We start from the raw sequence: 18,641 nt of genomic DNA, 5'->3' as shown, positions 1-18,641 counted from the left end.
TATTGTGCTTTATTCCACGATTTCAAAACCCTGCTCAGCAAGGTGTTTCCAGAACGTGGGGTATGATTTCTCTACCACCTGAGGTTCTTCAATAGTTAGTTGATCGAAAACTAATGCAAGAGGCGCGAATGCCATAGCCATTCGGTGATCTTCATAAGTTGCGATACTGATTTGTTCAGGCTCGAATACCTTGTCGGTCTTGAGGTGATAAACCTCGCCCTCCGCAATTAACTCTGCGCCGAACTTGCCGATCTCCTGCTGTAATGCCAAGATACGGTCTGTTTCTTTAATTTTTAAAGTTTCAAGGCCCGTAAAAGAGGTGTCTTTCCGCAATGCTGCAGCAACGACTACGACAGTCTGCGCGAGGTCAGGACATTCTTTGAAATCAAACAAAGATTTTTTAGAGATCAGGCCTGATTTGCGTAAATGCAGACCATCTTTCTCAAAGGTCGAGGTGACCCCAAAGTGCGTCATGATATCGATGATTGCAAAGTCTCCCTGCAAGCTATGTTTTTTCAGTCCTGGTAGTACAACATGTGCTTCCTGTGCTAATGCGACCATGGCATACCAATACGATGCGGCGCTCCAGTCCGGTTCGACATAAATGGTTGCGGGTTGGAAATCCTGCTTCTTGATGCCGATGCTTTGTTCCTGAAAGTCGTATTGTATTCCAGCTTCTTTCAACATTTCGAGCGTCATCGTTACATAGGGTCTTGATGTCAGTTCCCCTTCGATGTTGATCGTCAAACCTTTCTTTAAGGACGACGCAATCAATAGGAGCGAGGAGATGTACTGGCTCGATATATTTCCTTGAATTGCAACCTGCTCTTTGCTTTGGAACATACCCCCTTCGATCTTCAATGGCGGATATCCGGCTTTTTTCTCGTAGTGGATATCGGCGCCAATGGTTTTCAATGCATCGACTAGGATGCCGATCGGACGCTGCTGCATGCGCTCGGTTCCTGTTAGTATAAAGTTTCCTTTTACTAGGTTTAAATAGGAAGTCAAGAAGCGCATGGCGGTTCCCGCAGGACCAATGTCGATGGTTTTAAATTCTTCAGTCCCTGTCTTTGCAATCTCTAGTGCTGCCTCCAGTGTTACGGTATCAGCGGCTTCCGACAGGTTTTCCACTTTGACGATGCCATCGCTCAAAGCGCGGATAATAAGAGCACGGTTGCTCTCTGACTTGGAGCCAGTAAGTTGAACCGTGCCTCTAATAGTTTTTGATTGATGTGATAATATCAATTTCTCTGTTGTCATTATGCCTCCGCAACAGATTTAGCGTTCATGATTTCGTTTTGTTTGCGGATTGACTCATTGTGCAATAACTCTAAGAATTTCACTGTGAATTCTTCGCCTAAGTTTAATGCTTTTGCAAGAGAAACGCGTTTTTGAACGATTTCATCCCAACGACTAACCTGAAGGATGGTTACATTGTTATCTCTTTTGAACTCACCAATTTTCTCAGCAATCTTCATTCTATCGCCAATTTGTTTGATGATCTGGTCGTCAAGTTTATCGATTTGACCACGTAGTTCTGTTAATTTATCTTCGAAAGCCGGATTGTTGGACTCAGGCTTACGCACAGAAATAGAATCTAATAAATCCGATAAAGCTGCAGGCGTTACTTGTTGTTTCGCGTCTGTCCATGCTACGGAAGGGTCAATATGCGACTCGATGATCAAGCCTTGCATATCCATATCCATTGCTTTTTGTGTTACGTAAGGGATAAGCTCACGGTTACCACAGATATGGCTAGGGTCGTTGATGATCGGAAGATCAGGAGCGATTGTTTTCAATTGAATGGCAAGATCCCACATTGGTTCATTACGGAACGCCGTTTTTTCATAAGATGAGAACCCACGGTGGATAGCTGCCAATTTCTTGATACCCGCACGGTTAATACGCTCTAAAGCACCGATCCATAAAGAAAGGTCCGGGTTTACCGGGTTTTTAACTAATACCGGAACATCTACGCCCTGCAATGCGTCAGCAATCTCTTGTACCGTGAATGGGTTTGCTGTTGAACGCGCACCAACCCAAAGGATGTCGATACCAGCCGCAAGCGCTTCTTCCACATGTTTGGCAGTAGCTACTTCCGTTGCTGTTAATAAGCCGGTTTCTTCTTTAGCACGTTTCATCCACTCCAAACCGATACTGCCGATACCTTCGAATTCGCCTGGACGAGTACGAGGTTTCCAAATACCAGCACGAAGTACATTGACTTTGCCCGTGTTGGCTAATAAATGAGCAGTAGAAACTAATTGTTCTTCCGTTTCTGCGCTACAAGGTCCTGCGATGATTAAAGGTTTGTCTCCAATTTCAATCCATGAATTCAAAGGAAGAATGTCTAATGAGTGTTTCATCTTATTTGCGTTTGTGTTGTTACTTATTTAATTAGATTTAGATTTTTTCGTTTTTCAGGTATTCGCCCATGATGCTGAAGTTGACCGTATGTTTCAATACTTTACGGATAGCAGCATCATAATCTGCTTGTTTTTTCCATTCTACGTCTACATAGAAGTCGTATTCATTGCGACGACCTACAACAGGCATCGATTGGATTTTGCTAAGGTTGACATTTTGCTCCGCGAAGCATTGCAATACAGCAGCTAATGCACCAATGGCGTGCGAAGTTTGGAAGGATAGCGATGCTTTATTCGCATTTTTGATTTCCTGTACCTCATTGGAAAGAATGAGAAAGCGTGTTGAATTTTTCTTGTTGGTTTCAATGCGTTTCTCTATGATTTCCAGACCGTATACCTTTGCGGCAGCTTCGCTAGCAATAGCAGCCGTATTCGTTAATTTCTCTTCGACGATCTTTTTCGCACATGCCGCCGTATCCATTCCTTCTTTGATGGTCCAGTCAGGGTGCTCGCTTAGGAATTCATCACATTGGCGGATAGCGATAGGGTGGGACTCGACGAATTTGATGTCGCTTAATTTAGTGCCCGGCAATGCTAATAAGTGCTGCTGGATGTTTAAATGCACTTCGCCGATGATGTGAAATCTGTAGTCGCGAAGGAGGTTGTAGTTTGGAAGAATGCTTCCTGCAATTGAGTTTTCGATTGCCATGACCACGTAGTCAGCTTTGCCTTGTTTTAGTAGTTCGCAAGTCTTTTTGAAAGACTCACATTCTAAAGTTTCGATATCCCTGCCGAAATATTTGTAGGCAGCTTCTTCATGGAAGGAGGCTTTAACTCCTTGGATAGCAATCTTTATCTTTTCACTCATGTTGTTTTTTATTCGGTATTAAATCAAAAAAAAGAGGTCCCAAATTACTTTGGGACCTCTAAATATATCTTTCCATATACTACATACTAGTCCCTGCTCTTATCGCTAAAATAAAAGTGCCAGAAATAAGTATATGTGTTCTTTGTGTTCATTCCCTTAATGTTATGGCTCAAATATAGAGGTAAAATTGATAAGTGCAAAATATTTTTAAAAAAAATGTGAAATATTGTGTTTTATGATCGAAATAATTCGTGTTTTTATGCTATAAAAATGAGTAAAAATTGACGTAAAATTATGTTGTTTTTATATAAAAAATAGGGTTATTATTGTTGTTTATTTTATCTTAGAATTTGCAAGCTATTGATAATTAGATTATTGATAAAATAATATGTTTTATTTCTCTTGTAAAAATACGTTCTGTTTTCTAGGTAAAAATGGGTGTAAAAATGAGTTTTTTTCGGCTAAAAATAATCGGTTTTTTATTAAATTTTATCATCGAAAAAACTGATTTTTTCATGTTGAAACATCTAGTTTTCGAAATATTCTTAACTCGATCGCGTCTAGCGAACTGATTTAGATATCTTTGTTCGGCCATAAACTGGTCTGAGTTTACAATAGAATATTGTCGATATGTTGTTTGTTTTAATATCTGTCTTTTGTTCGGTAACCGTAGCCGTTATCATTAAGATTGCACGCGAAAAGGGTGTTAATTATCTTCAGTTGTTGGTGTGGAATTATCCAGTCGCGCTGTTGATGACTTATTTCGTGTTAAAACCCGAGTTGATTGTCTGGAATAGTTCGCTTCCATGGAACCTTTATATTCCCCTTGGTTTCCTATTGCCAACAATCTTTATTTGTATCGCGATGTCTATTCGATACGGTGGGATCGTTAAAACGGAGGTCGCGCAAAGGCTTTCGCTTTTTATTCCCTTGTTGGCGGCATTCCTCTTTATGGGGGAAAAGATTGTTCCCAAAAATCTAATCGGTATTGGGGTTGGCTTGCTTGCAATCGTATTCTCCATTGGATGGAATAAGCAGAACACGAGCAATGAAAGGAACTATTGGGTATTTCCCTTAATGGTCTTCGTCGGGATGGGGATCATCGATATTCTTTTTAAACAGATTGCATTATTGGCGGGCATTACTTACATGTCGTCGTTATGGATTGTTTTCGTATTGGCATTGGGTTTTGCTCTATTATTCTTGTGTTATCTATTGTTCATCAAAAAACAGGCTTTGGATGTTCGTGCTGTTGCCTATGGTGGAGTATTGGGATTGTTCAATTTTGGAAACATCGTCTTTTATATGAAGGCGCATAAGGCATTGCCGGAGAATCCGTCTTTAGTTTTTACGGCGATGAATATCGGCGTAATCTCTGTTGGAGCACTTGTTGGGGTTTTGCTGTTTCGAGAAAAACTTAGCAATTACAATAAAATTGGGGTACTTTTGGCGATCATATCCGTATTATTAATAGCATTGCTGTGAGTTTATTCGACGATACCTATAGAACCATTGCGGAACCCGCAGATGGAATTTTTAGAGATAAAGGAAGTAAATTTATCGCCTACGCTTATCCTTTTCGGGATGAGAATAAATTGAAAGAGATTATTGCGCAATTGAAAGCCGAGCATCCCAAAGCTCGACATCATTGCTGGGCATATCGCCTTACGCCCGATCGGAGTATCTTCCGCGTCAATGATGATGGGGAACCTTCCGGCACGGCGGGACGCCCCATTTTAAATGTATTGCTCTCGCAAGATATAACGAATGTATTGGTCGTCGTGGTGCGTTATTTCGGTGGCACCTTATTGGGAGTGCCGGGCTTGATAAATGCCTATAAAACAGCGACACAAGAAGCTATCGACGTAGCGGAAGTCGTGGAGCGAACAGTAAATGATGTCTATGCCGTTCATTTTGATTATTTGCAGATGAACGATGTGATGAAAATCGTGAAGGAATATGATCTAAAAGTACTTAGTCAAAACTTTGATACAACCTGTACAATTCATGTAGAAATGCGTAAATTACAGGTAAACGAGGTTGTCGGAAAATTGGACAACATCGAGGGGATTGAAGTAGACTATTTACGGACCATATGATTAACGATTCTGAACTGATTATCAATGCTGATGGGAGCATCTATCATCTTAATTTAAAACCTGAAGACATTGCAGACACGGTTATCTTTGTTGGAGATCCCGACCGCGTAGCTGAGGTATCTAAGTATTTCGATAATATTGAAGTTAGAAAAGGAAAGCGTGAGTTCATTACACATACTGGCTTTCTTGGCGATAAGCGACTTACAGTAATCTCGACTGGAATAGGTACTGATAATATCGATATTGTCTTGAATGAACTGGACGCTTTAGTGAATATTGACTTTGAAACAAAGACGCTGAAGGAGGAGATTAAATCCTTAGATATTATTCGTATTGGGACTTCGGGTTCTATTCAAGGAAATATTGCCATTGGAACTGTTTTGGCCAGCGAATATGCGATTGGCTTTGATACGTTGATGCAGTACTATAAGAAACCCTATACCGAAACCGAAACAGCCATACAAGCGGCGGTAATCGATAGTTTTGAAGACCTCACCTTTAAACCTTACGTAGGACATGCTTCAGAGAAGTTGTTAGCGAAGTTTGCATTTGATATGCCTAAAGGTGTTACGATGACTGCGCCTGGCTTCTACGGCCCCCAAGGACGATCCTTAAGGACGAATAATTCCTATCCACAATTAATAAAGCTCGCGAATCAGTTTGCTGTCGGCCAAAGAAAGATTACGAATCTGGAGATGGAAACAGCGGGGATCTACGCGTTGAGCAATATGCTTGGGCATCATGCGATTTCGATCAATGCTATTTTGGCGAGTCGGGTTCAAGAAACATTCTGTGAAAATCCGCAGGAAATCATCGATAATGCAATCAAAATGGTGCTAGATCGTATTTAGATCCCGACGGTTCCTTTTCTTGAGGAATCGAAGCGCAAGAGAATAAACAATAATATTGTAAACGACCATAACGAGGAACCTCCATAACTAATGAAAGGCAATGGAATCCCGATAACTGGTACTAAACCGATGGTCATGCCGATATTGATAAAGAAGTGGAAGAATAGGATGGAGGCTACGCCATAGGCGTAGATCCTAGCGAAGGCCGTCCGCTGTCGTTCTGCAATATTCACAATGCGCAGCAGCAAGGTCAGATAGATGGCTATCAATACGACCGATCCTACGAATCCCCATTCCTCACCGATGGTACAGAAAATAAAGTCGGTACTTTGCTCAGGTACGAAGTTGTATTTTGTTTGAGTGCCCTGAAGGTAACCTTTGCCGAATAACTGTCCGGATCCAATTGCTATTTTCGATTGGTTTAAGTTATATCCACCACCTCTTGGATCGTCGATTTTTCCCAAGACAATGTCGATACGATTTCTTTGGTGCGGCTGCAATATTTTCTCGTATGCGAAGTCGACACATAATACATAGACGGATGAAGCAACAAATAGAATGGCCATGTTGATGACGTTCTTCCGCTTTTTCCGCATCGTGAATGCAAAGAAACCGCAGATTAAAGCGATGCAGCCGATAATGATCCATTGGTTGATCAATAACGCTATGACGAACAAGAAGATCGCTAAACCGCCAATAATTAAAAATCCGGTGCTCAAATATCCTTCCCTATAGAATACAAAGGTTAGCGAGAAGAATGCCAATGCAGAACCAGTATCCGGTTGCAGCATAACTAACGCTACGGGAAATAGGACAATACATGCCCCAACGAATAGGGTCTTTAGATTCGGGTTCTTGTTGGTCTGATTACTGAGATAGTAGGCTAGTGTTAAACAGGTGGCGAGTTTTCCAAACTCCGAGGGCTGAAGACGGAAGCTTCCCAATGGGATCCAAGCCTGATTTCCTGCGACGTTTCTACCTACCACCAACACAAGGATTAAGAGCAGAACGACAATAAAATAGATTATCGGTGCAGAAGACATAAAGAAGCGGGAATCGATAATAAGGATACAGATCCCGATGATTAATGCCGTAAAGATATATATGGATTGCTTGCCGTAGTTCGTGGCGAGGTTGAAAATCCCGGGGTTTTCCGGATCGTAGACCGCGGCATGAATATTAAACCAACCAATAAGACATAAGGTGAACCACAGTAGGATGGTTATCCAGTCAATTCGTCCGAAAAAGCTTTTTTCTTGAAGGCTATTCATGTGTTCTTCTCACTTGGCTATGATGTACTAATACTGCGCTTTGTTCTTTTTTCGGGTCTCGTGCTGCAGACTTTAAGGGTGCTGTCGTTTTATTTTTTGTACTATCCTTCGGGTTTTTAGTGCTGTCTTTTTTGACTTCGGTTTCCTTCGGTTTCTTCGGCTTCGGAAGAAGATTAGCATTATAAACGCGATCTTGGATATACTTCGGTAAGGTGATGGTATCTTTCAAGTATTTCTCAACGAGCATAGATGCAATCGGAGCTGCCCAAGTACCACCATAACCAGCATTCTCTACGAAGACAGCGATTGCGATTTTTGGGTTATGACGAGGTGCAAAAGCAAAGAATACAGCATGGTTTTCCCCGTGCGGGTTTTGTACAGTTCCTGTCTTTCCGCACATCTCTATCCCTGGAATACGTGAGGCTGCGCCTGTACCGCCCTGATTGACCGCTTGGCTCATGCCTTCGATCACTGGCTCGTAATATTTGGCATCAACACCGGCAAATATCTTTTCGGTAAACTCTTCTTTGACGATCTTTTTCTCTCCGATTCCTTTGATTAGGTGCGGACGATAATAGAATCCACGGTTGGCAACAATTGCCATAATATTCGCCATTTGCAAAGGCGTAATACCTAGCTCTCCTTGCCCGATGGATAGGGAGATGTTATATCCTGAACGCCAAGAGCCATTGCCGTAGCGCTTTGTATAAAAATCTGAGGTAGGAACCAATCCTGGTTTTTCTCCTGGAAGGTCAATCCCTAAGCGATGTCCTAGACCAAACTTACCAAGCGCTTCACGCCAAAGGTCATATGCTTTCGGTCCACTCATCCCTCTGGAATCAATCATCTTGGCATATACATAGCCGTAGTAGGTATTGCAGGACATTTTGATGGACTTCACTAATCCTGTGGCACCATCGACGTGGGTACAGCGCATAATCGCGCGACCGCCGCCATAGCGATAACCACCAGGACAATAAAATACCGACTGTTCATTGATAACGCCCGCTTGTTGTCCCGTCAATGCTGCCACGACTTTAAATACCGAGCCTGGAGGGTAGGAGGCCTGTATTGGGCGGATAAACATGGGTTTCGTCTCGTCGTAGAGCAACTTCATATAGTTATTGCCCAAGTCGCGACCAACCATCATATTCGGATTGTAGGAAGGACTGCTGACGAAGGTTAAGATTTCACCCGTCGAAGGCTCGATAGCTACGACTGATCCCAGCTTATTCTTCATCATTTTCTCTGCTAACACCTGCAGGTCTTTATCTAGGGAGGATACCAGTCCATCACCTGTAACAGCGACCGTATCGTATTTTCCCTCCATAAAACTTCCCTTCGGTCTGTTCAACGCATCGACCATTTGGTTCTTAACACCTCGTTTGCCGCGTAAAAGATCCTCATAAGCTCTTTCTACGCCGGAAGCACCGATATAATCACCAGGGCGGTAAAAGCCATCTGACTTTTCGATATCTCGCTCGTTGACCTCTTGGATGTATCCGAGGAATTGCGCAGCGATACTGTCCGGATAACTTCTAACGGTACGGTTTTGATAATAGAATCCTCTAAACTTATATAGATGTTCTTGAAACTTCGCGAAGGTTATCGAGCTGACCTGTTTCATAAACTGCGAAGCGCGATAGGGCGAATGCGCCTTTGCTTTCTTCATGCGTGTATTGAAATCGGCTGTGTCGATATTTAATAGATTGCAAAGCAAGACGGTGTCGATATCTTTGACCTCTCTCGGGGTCACCATGATATCATATACCGGCTCGTTTTGAACAAGTACCTGTCCGTCGCGGTCTAAAATAACTCCACGAGCAGGATAGACAATAACCTTCCGCATCACATTATTGTTGGCCGATAGCAGATACCGGTCATCGATAATTTGCAGATAGAAAAGCCTTGCGACTATAACCAATGCAATGGCTATGAAGATTCCTTGAATGACGAATTTACGGTTGAAGAAACTATTATTCATGAATGAAATGACCGTAACAAATGTTAATTACCTAATAAGCGCGATTTCCTTTTGTAGAACAATAAACTCATCAGGATGATCAGCAATATCGTGAATATGGAGCTTAACAAAATGCTGAATAAAGTGCTCAGATAATTGTTAAAGCTGAAATATTCCACGTGCAACAATACGATATGATGAATTAAAGTACCTATGGAAATATAAGAAAAAAACCACTTATTTCCCATTATGCCTAATGAAGGGGTTTCGAAGGAACCCTGAACATCGACGTCTAGGGTGATGTTAAAGAAGAATGTTCTGAACCATACCAAAGCAACGGAAGCCGCTGCATGTACTCCTATGGTATCATAAAAGGCATCCACTGTCAGTCCGGTCAGAAAAGCAATAAGATATAATATAAAATTGGGAGTACCGATTGGTAACAAAAAGATAATAAGAATATACGGAAATGGAGTCGCAAGGTTATAATATCCAATGTTCTTGAACAAGACTACCTGCATTGCAATCAATACAATGAAGCGAACGATATTGAAAATAAAAACTTTACCCATTGTTGTCTTCCGTCAGCTCCTCTAACTGATTCTTTTCATTTTCCAGCAGATCTTTTACCACATAAACATGGTTCAAGTTGCTGAAGTTCGTTCTTAATTTAATGCGCACATCTAAAAAGCTTTCACCAGATTGTATTCCTGTCTCTTCCACCGAGCCGATCTCAATCCCTTTAGGGAATAAAGAGAACCCCGATGTATAGATCTTTTGTCCCTTCTGAACTTTTACGTGATTCGGGATATCCTTTACCATCGCATATTGTGGGTCTACATTATTTCCCCACACTAAGGCACCAAATACATTGGTCGTGTCCAGGGTCACTGAAATACGCGTGTCGGGATGGAGTAGGGACTGTATGGTGCTAAAATGTGGAGATACATTCAAAACAATGCCTACCACACCATTGGATGTAATAACGCCAAGTCCTTTCTGGACGCCATCGAGTGCTCCTTTATTGATCGTAATGAAATTACTCTTCTGATGTATACTGTTGTTTACAACCTCACCCATTACGAATTGATAACGGTTTTCTTCAATTGAATCTTGTAATGAAATGGAATCGACAGTGTCTTTTAAGATGTAGTTCTGTAATTGCTGACGTAATAATGCGTTCTCCTGTGCTAAATTCTTGTTCGCTTCATCCAAAGCTAGATAGCTCTTCCACGAATTTAATTTGTCGTAGAAAGAACCCACAACGACATTGGAAGAGTTGATAAAGGACGAACGTTGATAGCGATTATTTTGAACAACCAAGATTAAAGCAACAGTAAAGAAGAGTACAAACCAAAAGAAGGCATTGTATCTAACCAAGAAAAGCCAAAGGTTTTTCATTCTTGTTGTCTTTTAATAGCTACGCGATATAACGTTTAAAAAGAACATTATATCGCGCAACGAATAAATATATCTCAGTTTATTATTACTGCATTAAGAACTTGAAGCGTCCTATATTTTTCAACGCAATACCTGTACCTCTTACTACGGCGCGAAGTGGATCTTCTGCAACATGTACTGGTAACTTAGTTTTTGCTTGAATACGCTTGTCTAATCCTCTTAATAAAGCACCACCACCAGTCAAATAGATACCAGTTTGATAAATATCTGCGGATAGTTCCGGAGGGGTAATCTCTAATGCTTTAAGGATAGCTTCTTCAATTTTAGAAATTGATTTGTCTAAACAGTGTGCAATCTCGGTATAAGAAACCGTAATCTGTTTAGGAATACCGGTCATAAGGTCACGACCTTGAACAGCGAAATCCTCAGGTGGATCAGTAAGCTCAGGTAGAGCAGCACCAACTTCGATCTTGATTTTCTCCGCTGTACGGTCTCCAATCATGATGTTATGCTGACGACGAATGTATTGAACGATATCAGAGTCGAAATTGTCTCCGGCAACACGGATAGATTGGTCGCATACAATACCAGATAGCGCTATTACAGCAATTTCCGTAGTACCACCACCAATATCGATGATCATGTTTCCAACGGGCTCTTCAACGTCAATCCCGATACCAACAGCAGCAGCCATAGGCTCGTGGATCAAATAAACCTCTTTTGCTCCTGCAATCTCCGCAGAGTCGCGAACAGCGCGTTTCTCAACCTCCGTTATACCGGAAGGTATACAAACGACCATGCGCAAAGATGGGAAGAACCAACTCTTACCATTATTTACGAGTTTAACCATACCGCGAATCAAGTGCTCAGCAGCCGTAAAATCTGCTATAACACCATCACGTAATGGTCTTACCGTTTTTATATTATCGTGAGTTTTTCCCTCCATCTGCATAGCCTGACGACCAATCGCAATCACTTTGTTTGTCGTGCGGTCGAAGGCAACTATCGAAGGTTCATCAACTACTACTTTATCATTGTGAATGATTAGGGTGTTAGCTGTACCCAAGTCTATTGCAACTTCTTGCGTAAACCAATTAAAAAGCCCCATTTATATGTGAAAGTATAATTAAAAATTTTATGCAAACCTAATGAAAAAAAATGGTTTTTAAATAATTACTCCCTGAGAAAAATCATCTTTTAACTAAGCCATTTAACAATGATTTACAATCTGGTAGAAATAACGTATCAGTTGGTTTTTTTATTGTATGGATACGCCGATGTAATAGTTAAAAGTGTCAACCCCAATGTTTTCTTTTGTAAGGCCGTCCAGTCGCATCAGCTTGAACTTGCTGGTTGGTTTTATCAATTGACGGTTACCATCTTTATCAAAAATATGAACCGGCATATCGAAGTTTTCCACTTCTGAAATCCAGCGAATCATGAATACTCCAGGGCTGTTTTCAATGATCTCTAACGTAGGGATGCTCCTGTGTTGAACATACTGTTCGAAGACCTTCGTCAGATCGATTCCACTTTGCTCGTTCATGTAGTTTAGGATGTCTTGATAATTGACGGTCTGATGATAGAATTTTGCATTCATTCCGCGTAGCAACGATCGCCACTTTTCATCGTCATCGATCATGGTGCGGATCATATTGTGCAGAACGCCGCCCTTGTTATACATGTCGCCCGAACCTTCTTTATTTACGTTATATGGACCCTGAAGCGGGATATCATTTTGGATGCCACGTCGATTCCCATTGACATAAGCTTGACTTGCCTTTTTGCCGTAAAAATAATCGATAAAAAGTGCTTCGGAATAGTTCGTGAAACTCTCATGTATCCACATATCGCCTAGGTCTTTGGCTGTGATGTTGTTTCCAAACCACTCATGTCCAGACTCGTGGACAACAATGAAGTCCCATTTTAGACCCCATCCTGACCGTGAGGCATCGCTTCCCAAATAGCCGTTTTTAAATTTATTTCCGTAGGCGATTGCACTCTGATGCTCCATGCCTAAATGCGCAGTTTCTACAAGTTTATAACCATCCTCATAAAAGGGATATGGGCCAAACCAGTGTTCGAATGCCTTTAGTGTTTCGTTTGCATTCTTTTTCAGATGTTCAATCTTATCCTTGTTTTCCTGCAATACATAATAGTCTAACGACAGCGGCCCCTTCTCGCCAGCATAAGTCTCTTGGAAATGTGCGTAATCAGCAATATTTAAAGCGATATTATAATTGTTGATCGGATTGTCCACTTTCCAATGATACTTGGTATATCCGCCCTTTATCTTCTCGGTTTTAACCAACCTGCCATTCGAAACATTCATCAATCCGTTGGGAACTGCTACAGAGATCAACATGCCATCCACTTCATCGGATTGATGGTCCTTGTTCGGCCACCATACGCTCGCACCAAGCCCCTGACAAGCCGTTGCTACCCAAGGCTTACCCTGACTATCTTTCTTCCAATCAAACCCTCCGTCCCAAGGAGCACGCGTCGCCTGAATTGGATTGCCCGAATAATGGACAGTAAAGGAGTCTAATTTTCCCTTTTCAATATAACCTGGAAACGTGACGAAGACCGCATTGTACTCTCGTGTAAATGGTAGAGCCTTGCCCCGATACTCCACCTTGTCGACCGATAGATTGTCGAACAGATCAAATTGAAGTTTATTGAAGCGATCTTCGGCTGCAAACTTAAATAGATTGCTGCCAGAGATAAACTTATTATCAATATCAACTTTCACATCCAGGTGATAATATTTGATGTCATAGCAGGTGCGTAGGGGAGTAAGTTCTCCGCGTAATGAATCTGCTTTGGTATATATTTCTTTTGCCTTCATCAGTTGCGCCTGTGGCGCTGAAATGCCAGAAAGCATCGCTAAACCGATGAATAACGGTTTCAAATTGATCATAAATAGACTTTTAAATTAATTTAAGCATTAAGCCTTCGACTTGCGATTATTGAAGTAGGTCGTAATCTCCTCTAACGAAAAAGCATTCAGACATCTTTCCGCAGATAGACCTCCCTTTCTTGCCACGTAGATGCCGAATTCCATATCCAGGAAGCCTTCCTTGCGGTGAGCATCCGGGTTTACTGAAAGTAAAACTCCTTTATCTAAAGCGTATTGATGCCAACGCCAATCTAGGTCTAAGCGAAGAGGATTTGCGTTGATTTCAATCACAACATTGTTCGCTGCGCATGCGTCGATCACTTTCTTAAAATCGATTGGATAGCCCGCGCGAGACAAGAGTAATCGGCCCGTAGGATGTCCTAGCATTGTGGTGTAGGGGTTTTCGATTGCTTTGATCAAGCGCGTGGTCGCCTTTTCTTCATCCATCTTTAAGTTGCTATGGATAGAGGCAACAACGAAGTCAAACTTTGCTAACACGTCATCGGGATAATCGAGAGAGCCGTCGGAAAGAATATCCGACTCAATGCCCTTGAATATTTTGAAGGGTGCCAGTTCTGCATTTAATCTGTCGATCTCCGCCCATTGTTGTTCTAAGCGCTCGATAGAAAGACCATTTGCATAGACCGCGGTCTTGGAGTGATCACATATACCTAAGTACTCCATCTTCAATTCATCACGAAGATATTGCGCCATTTCTTTTAAGCTGTGAACCCCATCGCTATAAGTCGAGTGGTTATGCAGCGAGCCTTTCAGATCAGCATAAGTAATTAAACGAGGAAGGGCGCTGTTTTTTGCAAGCTCGATTTCATTCGTTCCTTCGCGCAGCTCGGGTTCAATATAAGCTAAGCCCAATGCTGAATAGATGGCATCCTCGCTATCTAATGATGGTATTTCTCCAAAGCCCTTTAATAGTTCAATATGCAAAGCAGAGCCGGTAGTCAATAGCAAATTCTTAGCGAAGTCATCCGTCTTGCTCAGGTGGACCTTAAAAGGCGTATTATTTTCGTCACGAAAGTTAAGGGTCAAGTGTTCAGTGTCGACGGCAAACTCATTATCAAGCGCTCTAATCGCTTCTATGGCGACTTCGTTTGGCGCGTCAGTAATAAGCTCCACATGTTGTAATACCTCCGCTTTGCGACGGAAATCACCCGTAAATTCTACCTGATAATCTTTCAAGCTTGCCTTCAGTGAAGCAAGGATCGTATGAGCAGAGTTTAAGACTTTAGCAAACAAATACCAACCCTGATTGGCAATCGAGAATTCGATCGCCTTCTTGATGTCTTCTTGCGTCTTTAATCCAAACCCTTTCGCTTCGACCAATCTATTCTCATTGCAAGCATAATATAGTTCGCCGACTGACTCAATTGCCAGATCATTCCAAATAATTTGAATCTTCTTAGGGCCTAATCCTTTTATCTTCAGCATTTCAACAATACCCTCAGGCGTTTTCTCCAACAACTTCTCCAAATCAGGGAAAGTTCCTGTCGTTATCACCTGCATAATCTTTTCGGCGGTGCTTTTCCCAATATTCGGTTGCTCGCTAAGCTCTTCTAGATTAGATCCGCTAGCAGCAAACGGCAATTTGTCGATACGAAAGGCAGCGCCTGCCATAGCTTTTGTTCGGAAAGGATTCTCATTGTGAAGCTCCATAAGCTGTCCACATAATTTGAATACTTTAGCTATGTCTTTATTTGTCATGATGATGTTGTTGGTGAAACTCAAAAATACAAATCTTATTTCAATAAAAGCTTTGCAGGACTTGTTGGAGCAGTAATAGCTGGCGCATGGACTACAAACCATCTGAAAGCCACCTTACATAAAAAATCCTGAGGCGGGGAACCTCAGGATTTTTACCAAACCAATTATTAACCTAAATTATGAAATTTTTACTCTTTTACTTTTTACTACACTAATAACGCAATACTGATGCCTTTCGTCTCAACAACGGGTCAGATTAACATCTTTTAACAGATCAGCCTCTCAAAGACCCTAGATAGCAATAAAAAAGGCTATCTATTTCTATAGACAGCCTTCTCATATGTTTAGTTTGTTTTGTTTTCAATTATTGTTGTTCAGAAACCGATACAACAGGTTTGCTCGGCTCCGGGCGATTGTATTTGTGGATAATTAAACGGATACCTGAGTTTCTCGTTAAGAATTTAATTGTCCAGTTCACAAAAGTAACCACACGATTTCTGAATCCAAATATAGAAACTAAGTGAACAAACATCCAAGTAGCCCAAGCTAAAAATCCTTTCATGTGGAAGTTGCCCAAATCTACAACCGCTCTAGCACGTCCGACAGTGGCCATTGAACCCTTGTCAAAGTATTTAAAGTTTTCAGTGCTTTGTTTATTTAAGGAGTTGATAATATGTCCTGCAACATACTTACCTTGTTGTTGAGCAACAGGTGCTACACCTGGCAATCCTCTCGGATTTTCGTCCGTTATCAATGCTGATACATCACCGATAGCATATATATCATTCTCACCCTCTACACGGCACTGCTCATCGATCTTGATGCGGTTACCACGTTGGATGATCTCTTCTTTAATCCCTGTTGGCATCTGTCCCATCACACCAGCACCCCAAATCACCGTTTTTGTAGGGATTTGTTCACCAGAAGATAAGGTCACAGTGTTACCGTCGTATCCATTAACCGTGGTGTTCAAAACGATATTAACACCGAGTTCTTTCAAATAACGCTCCGCATCGCGGGAAGACTTCTCTGAAAGTGCACCTAAGATTTTTCCAGTACCCTCTACCAAGTGGACTTTCATCTCATAAGTAGACAATTCCGGATAGTCGATCTTAAGCATGTGTTGCTGATATTCGGCAATCGCCCCAGAAAGCTCAACACCTGTAGGTCCACCACCAACAACTACGAAATTCAAATAACGCTCGCGGTCAGAGGCATTTTTACGTAATACTGCTTCCTCTAAGTTCTGCAATAGGTAACTACGAATATTGAGTGCCTCTACAATGTTTTTCATTGGTAAGGCGTATTTCTCAACTTCTTTATTGCCGAAGAAATTCGACGTAGCACCCGTAGCAACAACTAAGTAATCATAGTCGTAATCTGCAACAGATGTCTGTACGATTTTGTTAGCTGTATCAATATGAAGTACTTCTGCTAATCGGAAACGGAAGTTCTTTTGGTTCTTGAACATCTTCCGAATAGGGAACGAGATAGAATCTGACGCCAATGTCCCGGTAGCAACTTGGTACATCAAGGGCTGAAAAGTATGGTAGTTGTTTCGGTCTATCAGTAAAACCTCCACCTCTTTGTTCTTCAATTGTCTCGCAACTTCAACACCACCGAATCCAGCTCCAATTACGATAACTCTAGGAAAGTTTCTTTCAGAACGATTTAATAACATAATGCTCTCTTGTTATAAGAATTTTAAAATAAGGCACAAATATCCAACATTTTATCGTCTAATTCATTAAAATATTACATTATTTTAAGTTTAAACGATTGTTAATTGCCGGAATTGAATCTATTTATCTTCTAATCAGTAGTTTACATTATGTCTATTTAGTGTTAAAAATACACTATCAAATCGCTACTGCAAACTACCTCGAATTTTTACCCTTAAGCCCTCATTACTATTGTTTAACCTTAATTGGCAGGCAAGCCTGCTCGAATCGGTTAAATCGGGCAAAGTATCTAACATGTCCAACTCCTGATCTTCTGGCTCGGACAAGTTCTCAGCACCTTCTAAAACCTCCACATGGCAGGTCGCGCATAAAGCCATTCCGCCACAGGTAGCTAAGATGTCGTACTCCGAAGCCTTCAAGATTTCCATTAGGCTTAAGTTGATGTCCGTAGGGACTTCAACCGTCCTTGTTGTTCCGTCGCGATCTTCGACTTCAATGTTAATGATATTCTCCATAGTTAAAACGCATTGATACCATTAACGGTAGTGTATTTAAAGCTTAATTTCTGATCCGGATAAACATACTTGAATGCCGATTGCGCCATTAATGCGGCTTCGTGGTAACCACATAGAATCAGCTTCAATTTACCTGGATAAGTATTGATATCCCCAATTGCAAAAATGCGTTCAATATTTGTCGAATAGTCAAATGTGTTGACCTCGATCGCATTCTTATCGATTGTCAATCCCCAGTCGGCAATTGGTCCAAGCTTCGGACTCAATCCATACAATGGAATGAAATGATCCGTAGGAACAATAACTTCTTCTTTCGCTTTATTTAGCAAGTGGATACTCTCTAAGGTTCCATTTCCATCCAGCTTTTGCAGATTATGAGAAAGCAACAAATTTATCTTTCCATCCTGCGCCAGGTTAAAGACTTTCTCTGCCGAATCTGGTGCTCCGCGGAAGCTATCGCTGCGGTGAACTAAAGTCACTTCCTTAGCAATATCGGCTAGGAAGATTGTCCAATCTAATGCCGAGTCGCCACCACCTGCTATCACAATGCGTTGATCTCTGAATCGCTCAGGGTTCTTCACCATATAATGAACATTCTGACCCTCAAAACGTTCTAAATTTTCTAATTCTGGCTTTCTAGGTTCGAAACAGCCCAAACCACCAGCGATTACTACCACTTGGCAATGTATAACTGTACCTTCGGTTCCAATGACATAGTATGAGCCATCATCTAATTTCTGTAGTTGATCGACGCGCTCACCAAGTGTAAAGGTAGGGTGGAAGGGAGCAATCTGCTCCATCTGATTGTCGATTAACTGCTGCGCAGTAATACTTGGGTAACCCGGGATATCGTAAATAGGCTTGTGTGGATAGATCTCTGACAGCTGACCTCCAATCTGAGGCAATGCATCGATCAAATGACATCTCATCTTTAACAAACCGGCTTCAAATACTGCAAATAGACCAACTGGTCCTGCTCCGATGATACAAATATCTGTTGTAATCAT

General features: G+C 41.6%; 16 protein-coding genes. 3 read left to right on the top strand and 13 right to left on the bottom strand.

What is annotated here, in order from left to right:
* Positions 1–9 precede the first annotated feature (9 nt).
* From aroA to DSM08_RS14170, 3 genes are read right to left on the bottom strand one after another with little or no spacing between them, the layout of a single operon-like run.
* Entirely contained in the window at positions 10–1,260 is a 1,251-nt protein-coding gene (gene aroA, locus DSM08_RS14180) for a 3-phosphoshikimate 1-carboxyvinyltransferase (RefSeq protein WP_149526771.1), read from the bottom strand.
* A complete protein-coding gene (locus DSM08_RS14175; RefSeq protein WP_149526770.1) occupies positions 1,260–2,366 on the bottom strand; it encodes a chorismate mutase in 1,107 nt (368 codons plus the stop codon). Before DSM08_RS14175 ends, aroA begins: the two co-directional genes overlap by 1 nt.
* A gap of 37 nt (positions 2,367–2,403) precedes the next feature.
* Positions 2,404–3,234, bottom strand: coding sequence for a prephenate dehydratase (locus DSM08_RS14170; protein ID WP_149526769.1), 831 nt, complete (start codon positions 3,232–3,234; stop codon positions 2,404–2,406).
* Positions 3,235–3,864: 630 nt separating this feature from the next.
* On the opposite strand from DSM08_RS14170, the gene DSM08_RS14165 reads away from it, so the two are divergent.
* From DSM08_RS14165 to DSM08_RS14155, 3 genes are read left to right on the top strand one after another with little or no spacing between them, the layout of a single operon-like run.
* A complete protein-coding gene (locus DSM08_RS14165; RefSeq protein ID WP_149526768.1) occupies positions 3,865–4,719 on the top strand; it encodes an EamA family transporter in 855 nt (284 codons plus the stop codon).
* A complete protein-coding gene (locus DSM08_RS14160; RefSeq protein ID WP_149526767.1) occupies positions 4,716–5,333 on the top strand; it encodes a YigZ family protein in 618 nt (205 codons plus the stop codon). Before DSM08_RS14165 ends, DSM08_RS14160 begins: the two co-directional genes overlap by 4 nt.
* Entirely contained in the window at positions 5,330–6,184 is an 855-nt protein-coding gene (locus tag DSM08_RS14155; protein WP_149526766.1) for a nucleoside phosphorylase, read from the top strand. Before DSM08_RS14160 ends, DSM08_RS14155 begins: the two co-directional genes overlap by 4 nt.
* Here the strand turns inward: DSM08_RS14155 and rodA are convergent.
* From rodA to DSM08_RS14105, 10 genes are all read right to left on the bottom strand, one after another.
* Complete coding sequence (gene rodA / locus DSM08_RS14150) at positions 6,181–7,455, bottom strand: rod shape-determining protein RodA (RefSeq protein WP_149526765.1); 1,275 nt, start codon at positions 7,453–7,455, stop codon at positions 6,181–6,183. The genes DSM08_RS14155 and rodA overlap by 4 nt on opposite strands.
* The gene (mrdA, locus tag DSM08_RS14145; RefSeq protein ID WP_149526764.1) at positions 7,448–9,439 is read right to left on the bottom strand and encodes a penicillin-binding protein 2; all 1,992 of its coding nucleotides are present in this window, start codon (positions 9,437–9,439) and stop codon (positions 7,448–7,450) included. The genes rodA and mrdA overlap by 8 nt, the downstream gene beginning before the upstream one ends.
* A gap of 23 nt (positions 9,440–9,462) precedes the next feature.
* Positions 9,463–9,990 (bottom strand): rod shape-determining protein MreD, encoded by a 528-nt coding sequence (locus tag DSM08_RS14140; protein WP_149526763.1) that lies wholly within the window; start codon positions 9,988–9,990, stop codon positions 9,463–9,465.
* Positions 9,983–10,819 carry a rod shape-determining protein MreC gene (mreC, locus tag DSM08_RS14135; RefSeq protein ID WP_149526762.1) on the bottom strand — a complete coding sequence of 279 codons (837 nt, stop codon included), beginning with the start codon at positions 10,817–10,819 and terminating at the stop codon, positions 9,983–9,985. Before mreC ends, DSM08_RS14140 begins: the two co-directional genes overlap by 8 nt.
* A gap of 85 nt (positions 10,820–10,904) precedes the next feature.
* Entirely contained in the window at positions 10,905–11,927 is a 1,023-nt protein-coding gene (locus tag DSM08_RS14130; protein ID WP_149526761.1) for a rod shape-determining protein, read from the bottom strand.
* Positions 11,928–12,077: 150 nt separating this feature from the next.
* On the bottom strand, positions 12,078–13,739 hold the full coding sequence (locus DSM08_RS14125; RefSeq protein ID WP_317131780.1) for a M1 family metallopeptidase: 1,662 nt from the start codon (positions 13,737–13,739) through the stop codon (positions 12,078–12,080).
* 27 nt (positions 13,740–13,766) lie between these two features.
* Positions 13,767–15,437 carry a DNA polymerase/3'-5' exonuclease PolX gene (locus DSM08_RS14120; RefSeq protein ID WP_149526760.1) on the bottom strand — a complete coding sequence of 557 codons (1,671 nt, stop codon included), beginning with the start codon at positions 15,435–15,437 and terminating at the stop codon, positions 13,767–13,769.
* A 364-nt stretch (positions 15,438–15,801) separates the two neighbouring features.
* A complete protein-coding gene (locus DSM08_RS14115; protein ID WP_149526759.1) occupies positions 15,802–17,118 on the bottom strand; it encodes an NAD(P)/FAD-dependent oxidoreductase in 1,317 nt (438 codons plus the stop codon).
* A gap of 186 nt (positions 17,119–17,304) precedes the next feature.
* Complete coding sequence (locus DSM08_RS14110) at positions 17,305–17,634, bottom strand: 2Fe-2S iron-sulfur cluster-binding protein (RefSeq protein ID WP_149526758.1); 330 nt, start codon at positions 17,632–17,634, stop codon at positions 17,305–17,307.
* Between the two features lie 2 nt (positions 17,635–17,636).
* On the bottom strand, positions 17,637–18,641 hold the full coding sequence (locus DSM08_RS14105; protein ID WP_149526757.1) for an NAD(P)/FAD-dependent oxidoreductase: 1,005 nt from the start codon (positions 18,639–18,641) through the stop codon (positions 17,637–17,639).

The organism is Sphingobacterium hotanense (genome assembly GCF_008274825.1).
In the GTDB taxonomy this organism is placed as follows: Bacteria; Bacteroidota; Bacteroidia; order Sphingobacteriales; family Sphingobacteriaceae; genus Sphingobacterium; species Sphingobacterium hotanense.
The sequence above is the reverse complement of the archived record's forward strand: the minus strand, read 5'-3'. Positions and strand labels throughout refer to the sequence as shown.